This window comes from Micromonospora sp. NPDC085948 (assembly GCF_040686315.1).
GTDB lineage: Bacteria > Actinomycetota > Actinomycetes > Mycobacteriales > Micromonosporaceae > Micromonospora.
Genome location: NZ_JBFBJW010000003.1, coordinates 307,459 through 319,583, shown reverse-complemented (window position 1 = coordinate 319,583; position 12,125 = coordinate 307,459). Strand labels below are relative to the sequence as shown.

The window sequence follows — 12,125 nt, the reverse complement described above, 5'->3', positions numbered from 1 at the left end:
ATGAGGATCCTGGTTACCGGCGGTGCTGGCTTCATCGGATCGCACTTCGCGCGGAGTCTGCTCGGCGGGCGCTACACCGGGTTCGAGCACTGCGACGTGACCGTCCTCGACAAGCTGACCTACGCCAGTGACCGGGCCAACCTGCCGGCCGCGCACCCCCGCCTGACGTTCGTCCGCGGGGACATCTGCGACCGCCAGTTGCTCGCCGACGTGGTGCCGGGGCATGACGCCGTGGTGCACTTCGCCGCCGAATCCCACGTCGACCGATCCATCGACGACCCGGCGCCGTTCTTCGAGACCAACGTGATGGGTTCGCACCACCTGCTTGCCGCGTGCGCACGCGGAGGCGTCGGCCGGGTCGTGCACGTCTCCACCGACGAGGTGTACGGCTCGATCAGCGCCGGTTCCTGGAACGAGACCTGCGTGCTGGAGCCCAACTCCCCGTACGCGGCGTCGAAGGCCGCGAGCGACTGCGTGGTCCGGTCCTACTGGCGCACCTACGACGTGGACGTGTCGATCACCCGCTGCGCCAACAACTACGGCCCGTACCAGCACGTGGAGAAGGTCATCCCGCGATTCGTCACCAGCCTGCTCACCGGTCAGGACATCACCCTGCACGGCGACGGCAGCGCGGTGCGCGAGTGGCTGCACGTGGACGACCACTGCCGGGCCATCGCGCTGGTGCTGGCCAAGGGCCGGGCCGGCGAGGTCTACAACATCGGTGGCGACCTCGAACTCACCAACCGTGCCCTCGCCGAGCGGATCCTGCGGCTGGCCGGCGCCGGCTGGGAACGGGTCCGGCACGTGCCCGACCGCAAGGTGCAGGACCAGCGCTACTCGCTGGACTACCGCAAGATCACCGACGAGCTCGGCTTCGAGCCGCAGATCCGGTTCGAGGACGGGCTGAGCGAGGTCTTCCACTGGTACCGGGAGAACCGGGCCTGGTGGTCGGCCGCCGCCGCACCCCCGCGTGGCACGGCGCTGACCAGCACCGTGCGGACCGCCGCGGGCGCCCGCGGGCTCTCCATCCAGGCGCGCTGACCGCAGCGGCCGCCGGTGTCAGCGGCCCTCGGCGTCGTCCATCGCGCGGTAGATCCGCTGTTCCGAGACGGGGTACGGGGTACCCAGCGCCTGGGCGAAGACGTTCACCCGCAACTCCTCGATCATCCAGCGGATCTGCCGCACGGCGGTCGCCTGTCGGCGGGCCGGCGGCAGCGCGGCGAGCAGGTCGTCGTACTCCTTCTGCACCACCGCGACGCGGTCCTGCTGCTGGCGGTCGCGCTGCGGGTTGCCGCCGAGGCGGTCCAGTCGACGCTCGATGGCGGTGAGGTAGCGCAACAGGTCGGGCAGCCGGGCGTATCCGGCCTCGGTGATGAACCCGGCGTGCACCAGACCGGCGAGCTGCTTGCGGATGTCGGCGAGCGCGGCCACCACGGCGAGGTTGCGGGTCGCGCCGAGCCGCTGTTCCACGGCGTACGCGGCGGCGAGCACCCGGCGGGCCCGGTCCATCACCTCGACCACGGTGTCGACCAGGTCGGCCCGGACCTTCTCGCGCAGCGCCGCGAACCCCTCGGCGTCCCAGGCCGGTCCGCCGGCGTCGCCGATCAGCCGGTCGATCGCCGCGCCGGCCGCGTCCTCGATCAGCTCCTGCACGCCGCCGTGCGGGTTGCGACTGAGCGCCAGCTTCGCCTCGTTGCTGAGCCGACCCTGTAGGAACCGGGCCGGGGAGGGCACGGTGAGCCGCAGCAGCCGGCGGGTGCCGGCCCAGTGCGCCGCCTCCGCCTCGGCGGGGGAGTCGAACACCTTCACCCCGACCGTGGCGCCCTCGTCGACGAGCGCCGGGTACGCGGTCACCGCGTATCCGGCGCGCACCTGCTCGATGGTCCTCGGCAGGGCGCCCAGGCTCCACTCCCGCAGCCCGGTACGGGCGATCTCCGGCGCGGCGGCCGCCACCACCTGGCGTACCTCCTGGCGGAGTTGACGTTGCAGGGCCGGCAGGTCCTTGCCCTCGGCGACCGGTTTGTCGTCGTCGCCGAGCACCCGGAAGGTCACCCGGAGGTGGGCGGGGAGCTTGTCCGGCTCCCACGCGTCGCGGGGCACGGTGACCCCGGTCATCCGGCGCAGCTCACGGGTGAGCGCGTCCAGCAGCGACGTCTCGCCGGGGGTGATCGCCGCCAGGGCGGCGCGGGCGTAGTCCGGCACCGGCACGAAGTTGCGGCGGATCGCCTTGGGCAGCGATCGGATCAGCGCGATCACCGTCTCCTCGCGCAGCCCCGGCACCTGCCAGTCGAAGCTCTCCGCCGGCACCTGGTTGAGCAGGGGAAGCGGGATGTCCACGGTGACGCCGTCGTCCGGCGTGCCCGGCTCGAACCGGTACGTCAGCGGCAGGCGCACCCCGTCGGCCTGCCACTCGTCCGGGTAGTCGTCCTCGTCCACCCCCGGCCGGCCGTCGTTGACCAGCACGTCGCGGGTGAAGGTGAGCAGGTCGGGCTGCTCCCGGCGGGTCTTCTTCCACCAGCTGTCGAAGTGCCGGCCGGAGGACACGTCGGCGGGGATCCGCTGGTCGTAGAAGCCGAAGATGGTCTCGTCGTCGACCAGGATGTCCCGGCGTCTCGCCCGGCTCTCCAACTCCTCGATCTCGGCGAGCAGCCGCTTGTTGTCCGCCCAGAACTGGTGGTGGGTCTGCCAGTCGCCCTCGACGAGGGCGTGCCTGATGAACAGCTCGCGGCTCAGCACCGGGTCGATCCGACCGAAGTTGACCTTGCGGGAGGTGACGAGCGGGACTCCGTACAGGGTGACCTTCTCGTAGGCCATCACCGCGGCCTGCTTCTTCTCCCAGTGCGGCTCGCTGTAGCTGCGCTTGACCAGGTGCTGCGCCAGCGGCTCGACCCACTCCGGCTCGACCCGGCCGGCGATGCGGCCCCACAGCCGGGAGGTCTCCACCAGCTCGGCGGCCATCACCCACCGTGGCGGCTTCTTGAACAGCGCCGACCCGGGGAAGATCCCGAACTTCGCGCCCCGCGCCCCCAGGTACTCGTGTTTCTGGGCGTCCTTGAGCCCGACGTGGGACAGCAGGCCGGGCAGCAGCGACTGGTGCACCTTCGGGGTGTCGATCTCCTCCGGCAGGTCCGCGCCGCCGCGCCGGCTCTCCCCCCGGCCGGCGTCCGCGCCGTCGGCGGTGTCGCGCGCCGGTCGCCCGCCGCGCCGATCACCCTCCTGCGGCGGGGTACGCAACACCTGACGCAACTGGCCGACGATGTCCTGCCACTCGCGGATCCGCAGGTAGTTGAGGTATTCCGCCTTGCACATCCGGCGGAACGCGCTGGAGGACAGCTCCCGCTGCTGCTCCCGCAGGTAACGCCACAGGTTGAGGTAGGCGACGAAGTCCGACTCCTTGTCGGCGAACCGGGCGTGCGCCTGGTCGGCCTGGGCCTGCTTCTCCGCCGGCCGCTCGCGCGGGTCCTGGATGGAGAGCGCGGCGGCGATCACCAGCACCTCGGTGGCGCAGCCGTTGCGTTCGCCCTCGACCACCATCCGGGCCAGCCGCGGGTCGACGGGCAACTGGGCCAGGCGACGGCCCAGCGCGGTGAGCCGCTTCGCCGGGTCGGCCTCGGTCGGGTCCAACGCGCCCAGCTCGTGCAGCAGGTTGACGCCGTCGGTGATGTTGCGCTTGTCCGGCGGGTCGATGAACGGGAACGCGGCCAGGTCGCCGAGCCCGATCGCGGTCATCTGGAGGATGACCGATGCCAGGTTGGTGCGCAGGATCTCCGGGTCGGTGAACTCGGGCCGGGAGAGGAAGTCCTGCTCGTCGTAGAGGCGGATGCAGATGCCGTCCGAGGTACGCCCACAGCGACCCTTGCGCTGGTTGGCCGACGCCTGGGACACCGGCTCGATCGGCAGCCGCTGCACCTTGAGCCGGCTGGAGTAGCGGGAGATCCGGGCGGTGCCCGGGTCCACCACGTACTTGATGCCGGGCACGGTCAGCGAGGTCTCCGCGACGTTCGTGGCGAGCACCACCCGACGCGAGGTGTGCGCGGCGAAGACGCGGTGCTGCTCGGCGCTGGAGAGCCGCGCGTACAGCGGCAGGATCTCGGTGCCGAGCAGGGAGCGCTTGGTCTGCACCAGTTTGGCGAGCGCGTCTGCGGTGTCCCGGATCTCGCGTTCGCCGCTGAGGAAGACCAGGATGTCGCCGGGACCCTCGCCGGCCAGTTCCTCGACGGCGTCGCCGATGGCCTGGATCTGGTCGCGGACGTTCTCCTCGTCGCCGTCGCCGTCCTCCTCGCCCTCGGCCAGTTCGAGCAGCGGCCGGTAGCGCACCTCCACCGGGTAGGTGCGCCCGGAGACCTCGACCACCGGTGCGGGCACGCCCTCCGGTTCGTCGGCCGTCGGTGGCCCGGCGAAGTGCCGGGCGAACCGGTCGGTCTCGATGGTCGCCGAGGTGATGATCACCTTGAGGTCGGGTCGGCGGGGCAGCAGCTCCCGCAGGTACCCGAGGATGAAGTCGATGTTGAGGCTGCGCTCGTGCGCCTCGTCGATGATCAATGTGTCGTACTGGCGCAGCATCCGGTCGGTCTGCAACTCGGCCAGCAGGATGCCGTCGGTCATCAGCTTGACCAGGCTGCGCTCGCTGACCTGGTCGCTGAAGCGCACCTTGTAGCCGACCACGTCACCCAGCTCGGTGCCCAGTTCCTCGGCGATCCGGTCGGCCACCGTCCGGGCCGCCAACCGCCGGGGCTGGGTGTGCCCGATCAGGCCGTGCACCCCGCGCCCCAACTCCAGGCAGATCTTGGGCAACTGGGTGGTCTTGCCGGAGCCGGTCTCACCCGCGACGATCACCACCTGGTGGTCGCGGATGGCGGCGGCGATGTCGTCCTTGCGCTCACTGACCGGCAACCCCGCCGGGTACGTGATCACCGGCACCGCGGCCTGGCGGGTGGCGAGCCGCTGTTCGGCCCGGACCAGGTCGGCGGTGATCTCGGCGAGCGCCGCCTCCCGGCGCTGCGGGTCGCGCAGCTTGCGGGCACCGTCCAGCCGCCGCTGGAGCCGGCGCTGGTCGCGGAACATCAGAGGGAGCAGGCGGCGGTGCAGCTCGCGAACCGGGTCGGTCGCGACGGAGGCGATTGGATTCTGCATGTCGTGCCCAAGGATAGGCAGCCCGACGGCGTACCGCCCCTGGGTTACCGCGCGGCCGGTCCGTCGACGTCCGGGGGTGGCACCTAGAGTGGGCGCTCGACGTCGAGCGCTGGGGGCCGAGATGGAGCTGCGGGACACCGACCGCGCGTTGGTGCAGGCCGCCACCGCGGTCGCCAAGCTGCGCTGCCGCAGCCAGCACCACACCGTCGCGTCGGCCGCCCGGACCGCCGACGGGAGGGTCTTCACCGGCGTGAACGTCCAACACGCCACCGGTGGGTCCTGCGCCGAACTCGTGGTGATCGGCACGGCCGCCACGCAGGGAGTCACCGAGTTGGAGACAATCGTCACGGTCGCCGACCGGGGCCGCGCCGTCAGCGAGCCGTGCGGCGACTGCCGGCAGGTGCTGGCCGACTACTTTCCGGCGCTGCGCGTGATCACCGGAGAGCTGGACGCGCTGCGGGTGGTCGAGATCGGTTCGTTGGCCGGCTGAGTCAGTCGCCCGCCGCCGCCTCCAGCATCGACCGGGGGATCGGCACGCCCTCGAACCGCACGTTGCCCTCCGGCACCAGCCAGCTCGCCACCTGCGCGACCAGGCGTCCGGCCCGCACCGCCGGATCGTTGGCGTAGAGGTCACGCGCCTCGTCCGGGGCGATGGAGAGCACGACGAAACCCCGCAGCAGGTCATCGTCGGGGTGCAGGAACGGCCCGGTCGCGAGCACCAACCCCTGCTCGACCAGCCCCGCCTGGTGGGCCAGATGCGCGTCCTGCAACCGGTCGATCGCGTCCTGCGGCAACTCCGGCGGGTCCGCCGGTCGGAGGAGCAGGACGACCGTGTGCTGGTCGAATCGCATGCCCACACCCTAGGACGCGACTGGTGCGGTTTGTCCCTCTTATGGGTCTGATCCGCCTTCTGCCCATCCGGTGGCACTCCGCGAAACCCATTCTTCTTCTGTCCGGGTCGCGAACACGTGGAGGTGCGCCATGGTCACCAGACGACGGCTGTTCGCGGCTGGTGCCGCCGGCAGCGCCGCGCTGCTGGGTCCGGCGGGTTGGACGACGTCCGGCCGGGCGGCCACCGCGCTGGCGACGCTGGACGCCCGTGACATCCCGAAGTACGTCACACCGCTGCGGATCCCGCCGGCCATGCCAGCGGTGGCGACCGACCCGGAGCGCGACACGTACGAGATCGCGGTGCGACAGTTCCGCCAGCAGATCCTGCCGCCGTCGTGGCCGCGCACCACCGTGTGGGGTTACGGCTCCACCGCCCATCCCGACAGCTTCGGCTACCCCGCCCCGAGCATCGTGGCGCGGGTCGGCCGCCCGGTGCGGGTGACCTGGGTCAACCAGCTCGTCGACGGCCGGGGCGACTACCTGCCGCACCTGCTGCCGGTGGACCCCACCCTGCACTGGGCCAACCCGGCCGGTGGCGTCGAGGGCCGCGACCGACACGGGCACTCGGACGGCAGCCCGCAGGGATACCGCGGGCCGGTGCCGCAGGTGGTGCACCTGCACGGTGGGCACAGCACGCAGGAGAGCGACGGGCACTCCGAGGCGTGGTACCTGCCGGTGGCCCGCGACCTACCGCCCGACTTCGCCGTGGCCGGCGGCGCGTACCGCGAGTTCCGGTCCCGCTTCGCCGAACGCTCCGGCCTGCGCTGGGCGCCGGGTTCGGCCACCTTCGAGTACGCCAACGACCAGCGGCCCTGCACCCTCTGGTACCACGACCACACGCTTGGGCTCACCCGGGCGAACGTCTACGCCGGGCCGGCCGGGTTCTACCTGCTCGGCGGCGGTGGGGACGACCTGCCGGACGGGGTGCTGCCCGGCCCGGCGCCGGCCCGCGCCGACGCGCCGCACACCGCACACCACGACATCCCGCTGATGATCCAGGACCGCAGTTTCACCGCCGACGGCGAGCTGCGCTACCCGCGGCGATACTCCGGCGGCGGCGACGGGCCGCCGACCTGGGTGCCCGGGTTCTCCGCCTCCACCATGGTGGTCAACGGTCGTACCTGGCCCACGCTCACGGTGCGGCGCCGGCGTTACCGGTTCCGGTTGCTGAACGCCTGCAACAGCCGGTTCCTGCTGCTCAGCGTGGCCGCCAACGCCACCGCGCGGCCGGCCCGTCCAGTGCTCCCGGTCTGGCAGATCGGCAGCGACGGCGGCTTCCTGCCCGAGCCGGTGCCGCACGAGCGCGTGGCGCTCGGCCCCGCCCAGCGGGTCGACGCGATCGTCGACTTCACCGACGTGCCGGCCGGCACCGAGCTGTACCTCGTCAACGAGGGACCCGACGGGATGTACGGCGGCGGCCGGCCGGGTGTGGACTTCGCGCCGGCCGACCCGCGGACCACCGGGCAGGTGCTGCGCTTCGTGGTCACCGATACGGCCGAGGTGGACCCGAGCGTGCCGCCGGAGCAGCTGCGGCTGCCGGGGCAACCGCGGCTCGGAACGGTCCAACGGGTCCGCCGGCTGTCGCTCAACGAGCGGACGTCCGACGGCTCGATGGCCATGCTCCTCGGCGTCCTCGACGAGCGTGGCCGTGGTCTGCCGCTGCGCTGGAGCGACCCGGTGACCGAACAGCCCACCCTCGGCACGACCGAGGTGTGGGAGGTGCGCAACTTCACCCGCCACGTGCACCCGGTCCACCTGCACCAGGTCCAGTTCGAGTTGCTGGGCCAGGGGCAGTCCGGCCGGGCGCGGCCCGGCCCGGGACACCGGGGGCGGATGGACACGGTGCTCGCGTACCCGTGGGAGGTGACCCGGATCAAGGCGCACTTCGACCTGCCGGGCCGCTATGCCTGGCACTGTCACCTCTTGGAGCACGAGGACAACGAGATGATGCGGCCGCTGACCGTACTGCCGCGCGGCGGCGCGGAGACCGGCGACGGTGGCGCGCCGGGCGTACCGGAGGAGCCCTCGACGGCATCGACCGACGCCGGTTAGGTCACTTTCCGCAGGTCGGCTAAGGTTAGGCGAACCTAAGCCCGATCGTGCAGGGAGATTCGTGACCGCGCTCGCCAGCCGGCCGACCCAGGTCCGCGGCCGGTCCGGCACCCGCACCGGCCGCCGGGTGGCCGTCACCGTCGGCTCCGCGCTGGTGCTGCTGCTCGCCGTGCTGGCCAGCTTCGCGCTCGGCAGTCGGGACCTCGGCGTCGACCAGGTCTGGCACGCTCTCGTCGCACCGGACGGCGGCGAGGCCAGCACCATCGTGCGCGAGTTGCGGATGCCGCGTACCGCGCTCGGCCTCACCGTCGGTCTCGCCCTCGCCGTGGCCGGCGTGTTGTTCCAGGCGCTCACCCGCAACCCGCTGGCCGAGCCGCGCATCCTCGGCATCAGCGCGGGCGCGTCGTTCGGTGTGGTGCTCGCCATCTCCGTCTTCGGCGTCAGCACGCTCGCCGGGTACGTCTGGTTCGGCATCGCCGGGGCGCTGATCGCCGGCCTGCTGGTCTTCGCCATCGCCACCCGCGCCCGCGAGGGCGCCAGCCCGGTCACCCTCGCGCTCGTCGGCGCGGCCCTCGACGCCAGCCTGGCCTCCGGGGTGTACGCGCTGCTCAGCATCGACGCCCGCACCTTCGAGGAGTACCGGTTCTGGGTGGTCGGCGGGCTGGCCGGCCGCGACCTCTCGGTCGCCGCGCAGGTGCTGCCCTTCGTCCTCGCCGGGCTGGTGCTTGCCGCCCTGGTGGCCCGAGGTCTGGACGCGCTGGCCCTCGGCGACGACGTGGCCCGCGGCCTCGGCCACCGCATCGGCCTGGTCCGCCTCGGCGGTGGTCTCGCCGCCGTGCTGCTGACCGGCGCGGCGGTGGCGGCAGCCGGACCGGTCGCCTTCGTCGGGTTGGCCGTGCCACACCTGGCCCGCGCCCTGGTCGGCGCGGACCACCGCTGGACCCTCGCCGTCTCCGCCCTGCTCGGCCCGGCGCTGCTGCTCGGCGCCGACGTCGTCGGCCGGCTCGTCGCCCCACCCGGCGAGATACCGGCCGGGATCGTCACCGCGCTGATCGGCGCGCCGCTGCTGGCCGTCCTGGTCCGCCGCGCCCGGGTGGTGACCGCGTGACCACCACCCAGCGCTCCGCGGGTTCGTCCGCCCCGGCCGGCCTGTCACCCACCAACGGCGACGCCCGGCTGGCCGGACGGTCGCTGCTGCGGCTCGGCCCGGTCAGCCTGGTCATCCGCCGTCGCGCGGTGCTGGTCGCCGCCGTGCTGACCGTGCTGCTGCTGCTGGCCGTCGTGCTCAGCCTCTCCCTGGGCACCCCGTACGTCGCCCCGGCCGACGTGTTGCGCGCCCTCTCCGGCGCCGGCACCCCGTACGACCTCGTGGTCTTTGATCTTCGGTTGCCGCGGGTCGTGCTGGCGGCGACGGCCGGCGCGGCCTTCGGCATCGCCGGCACCCTGATCCAGAGCGTGGCCCGCAACCCGCTCGCCAGCCCGGACGTCATCGGCATCACCCAGGGCGCCGGTCTTGCCGCGACGGTGGCCCTGACCAGCGGCATGGCGGCGGTGCTGGTGGCACCCACCGCGCTGGTGGGCGGGCTGCTCGCGGCGGTGCTGCTGTTCGCCCTGGGCGCCCGGCACGGGCTGGCCGCGCAGCGGTTCGTCCTCGCCGGCGTGGCGGTGGCGTTCGCCTTCCGGGCACTGACCGAGGTGGTCATGCTCACCGCCGACCCGATCGACGGGTTGCGCGCGCAGATCTGGCTGATCGGCACCCTGGCCGGCAAGGGCTGGACCGAGGCCGCCTGGATCGCCGGCACCCTGCTGGTGCTGCTGCCGGTGCTGGCCTGGGCCGGTTGGGCGCTGAACAGCACCGCCCTGGACGACGACACCGCCCGCGGCGTCGGGCTGCGCCCGGTGGCCCGCCGGATCGGCCTGGCCGGCGCCGGCGTCCTCGTCGCCGCGATGGTCACCGCCCAGGTCGGCGCGGTCGACTTCGTCGCGCTTGTCGCGCCCCAGGTGGCCCGTCGACTGGTCCGCGCCGAACGGCCACCGCTGGTCTGCGCCGCGCTGCTCGGCGCGCTGCTGCTGGTGCTGGCCGACCTGGCCGGCCGACGCCTGCTCGCACCCACCCAACTGCCCGCCGGTGTGCTGACCGCCGCGATCGGCGGCCCGTACCTGATCTTCCTGCTGCTGCGCGGACGGCGGCGGTCGTCGTGACGCCTCAAGGAGTCGTGTGATGCTCTCCACCCGCGACCTGGTCGCCGGCTACGACGAGCGGACCGTGCTCGACGGGCTCGACCTGGATCTGCCCACCGACGCGTTCACCGTGATCGTCGGCCCGAACGCGTGCGGCAAGTCCACCCTGTTGCGCACCATGGCCCGGCTGCTCAGCCCGCGCCGGGGCACGGTCCTGCTGGACGGCACCGCGATCCGCGAGCTGCCCACCCGGGAGGTGGCCCGCCGCCTCGGCGTCCTGCCGCAGAGCCCGCTGGTGCCCGAGGGCGTCACCGTGGCTGACCTGGTCGGGCGCGGCCGGCAGCCCTACCAGCGGTGGTGGCGGCAGTGGTCGCCGGAGGACGGCGCGGCCGTCGACCGGGCGATGACCCTGGCCGACGTGACCGACCTGGCCCACCGTCCGGTGGACAGCCTCTCCGGCGGGCAGCGGCAGCGGGTGTGGATCGCCATGACGCTCGCCCAGGACACCGACGCCCTGCTGCTGGACGAGCCGACCACCTTCCTCGACCTGGCCCACCAGGTGGAGGTGCTGGACCTCCTGCACCGGCTACGCGTCGAGCGGGGCCGCACCGTGGTCGCCGTGCTGCACGACCTGAACCAGGCCGCCCGCTACGCCGACCACCTGGTCGCGATGCGCGACGGTGCCGTGGTGGCCGCCGGACCGCCCCGGGAGATCCTCACCGCCGACCTGGTCCGCGACGTCTTCGGGCTGGCCTGCGTGGTCGTGCCCTGCCCGGTCACCGGCGCGCCGCTGGTGGTACCCGCGTACACCGGCGGCAACTCCGCCTGACCTGCCCCACCGGCGACGCGGCCATCCCGCTCGTCGGCTCGTACCCCTCGAAAGGACTCTGATGCGTCGTCTCGTCGCCGCTCTCGCCGCGACCGTCGCCCTCGGCGTCGGTCTCACCGCCTGCGGTGAGAGCGACCCGGTCGCCGGCTCCACCACCGGGGACACCCGGGAGATCACCCACGCCATGGGCACCACAAAGGTCCCGGCCGAGCCCAAGCGTGTCGTCGTGCTCGACACCGACAAGATCGACACAGCGCTCTCGCTGGGCGTCACGCCCGTCGGCGCCGCCACGGCCGGTGAGGCCAAGAGCTGGCCGACCTACTTCGGCGCGGACAAGCTCGCCAGCATCAAGACGGTCGGGGTGCTCGCCGAGCCCGACCTGGAGGCGATCAACGCACTCAAGCCCGACCTCATCCTCGGCAGCAAGTTCCGCCAGGAGAAGTTCTACGACGAACTGTCCGCCATCGCGCCGACCGTGTTCACCGACAAGGTGGGCATCACCTGGAAGGACAACTTCCTCCTCGACGGCCGGGCGCTCGGGCGTGAGCAGCAGGCCAAGGACCTGCTCGGCGCCTACGAGAAGCGGGCCAAGGACTTCGGCGCCACCCTCGGCGACGCCGCCGCCCGCAAGGTGTCGATCGTGCGGTTCCTGCCCGGCAACATCCGGGTGTACGGCCCGGACTCCTTCTCCGGCATCGTCCTGGGTGACACCGGGCTCGGGCGCCCCGAGCGGCAGTTGCTCGCCAACAAGGAGGACAAGCGCTTCGACCTGGTCAGCCCCGAGCGGGTCAACGAGGTCGACGGTGACGTCATCTTCGTGACCGCGTACGGCGACAAGGCCGCCGCCGAGCAGGCCAAGGTCGCGGGCGGGACCCTCTGGAAGGGCCTCAGCGCCGTCAAGGCCGGCAAGGCGTACTCCGTCTCCGACGAGGTCTGGATGACCGGCATCGGCGTCGGCGCCGCCAACAAGATCCTCGACGACCTGGCCAAGTACCTCCCCGCCGCCTGACAAGCCCCCCGGAGCCCCGCACCGCCCCGC

At 72.7% G+C, this 12,125-nt stretch carries 9 protein-coding genes; 7 read left to right on the top strand and 2 right to left on the bottom strand.

Translation table 11 applies throughout. The features are described from left to right. Window positions 1–1,041: a dTDP-glucose 4,6-dehydratase gene (gene rfbB, locus AB0O48_RS11140; RefSeq protein ID WP_357569930.1), complete on the top strand. Its 1,041-nt coding sequence runs from the start codon at window positions 1–3 to the stop codon at window positions 1,039–1,041. Between the two features lie 18 nt (window positions 1,042–1,059). Here rfbB and hrpA read toward each other — a convergent pair whose 3' ends face one another. Beyond that, window positions 1,060–5,133 (bottom strand): ATP-dependent RNA helicase HrpA, encoded by a 4,074-nt coding sequence (gene hrpA, locus AB0O48_RS11135; protein ID WP_365064779.1) that lies wholly within the window; start codon window positions 5,131–5,133, stop codon window positions 1,060–1,062. 88 nt (window positions 5,134–5,221) lie between these two features. Between hrpA and AB0O48_RS11130 the strand changes: the two genes are divergently transcribed. Beyond that, window positions 5,222–5,623 carry a cytidine deaminase gene (locus AB0O48_RS11130; protein ID WP_357569928.1) on the top strand — a complete coding sequence of 134 codons (402 nt, stop codon included), beginning with the start codon at window positions 5,222–5,224 and terminating at the stop codon, window positions 5,621–5,623. A 1-nt stretch (window position 5,624) separates the two neighbouring features. Here AB0O48_RS11130 and AB0O48_RS11125 read toward each other — a convergent pair whose 3' ends face one another. After that, a complete protein-coding gene (locus AB0O48_RS11125) occupies window positions 5,625–5,984 on the bottom strand; it encodes a YciI family protein (RefSeq protein WP_357569927.1) in 360 nt (119 codons plus the stop codon). Between the two features lie 130 nt (window positions 5,985–6,114). Between AB0O48_RS11125 and AB0O48_RS11120 the strand changes: the two genes are divergently transcribed. From AB0O48_RS11120 to AB0O48_RS11100, 5 genes are all read left to right on the top strand, one after another. Next, the gene (locus tag AB0O48_RS11120; protein WP_365064774.1) at window positions 6,115–8,076 is read left to right on the top strand and encodes a multicopper oxidase domain-containing protein; all 1,962 of its coding nucleotides are present in this window, start codon (window positions 6,115–6,117) and stop codon (window positions 8,074–8,076) included. A 61-nt stretch (window positions 8,077–8,137) separates the two neighbouring features. Next, window positions 8,138–9,184: an iron ABC transporter permease gene (locus tag AB0O48_RS11115; RefSeq protein WP_357245625.1), complete on the top strand. Its 1,047-nt coding sequence runs from the start codon at window positions 8,138–8,140 to the stop codon at window positions 9,182–9,184. Then, the gene (locus tag AB0O48_RS11110) at window positions 9,181–10,278 is read left to right on the top strand and encodes an iron ABC transporter permease (RefSeq protein WP_357245622.1); all 1,098 of its coding nucleotides are present in this window, start codon (window positions 9,181–9,183) and stop codon (window positions 10,276–10,278) included. Before AB0O48_RS11115 ends, AB0O48_RS11110 begins: the two co-directional genes overlap by 4 nt. Window positions 10,279–10,297: 19 nt before the next feature. Further along, on the top strand, window positions 10,298–11,086 hold the full coding sequence (locus AB0O48_RS11105) for an ABC transporter ATP-binding protein (RefSeq protein WP_365064769.1): 789 nt from the start codon (window positions 10,298–10,300) through the stop codon (window positions 11,084–11,086). A 61-nt stretch (window positions 11,087–11,147) separates the two neighbouring features. After that, entirely contained in the window at window positions 11,148–12,095 is a 948-nt protein-coding gene (locus AB0O48_RS11100) for an iron-siderophore ABC transporter substrate-binding protein (protein WP_357245616.1), read from the top strand. Window positions 12,096–12,125: the final 30 nt, after the last annotated feature.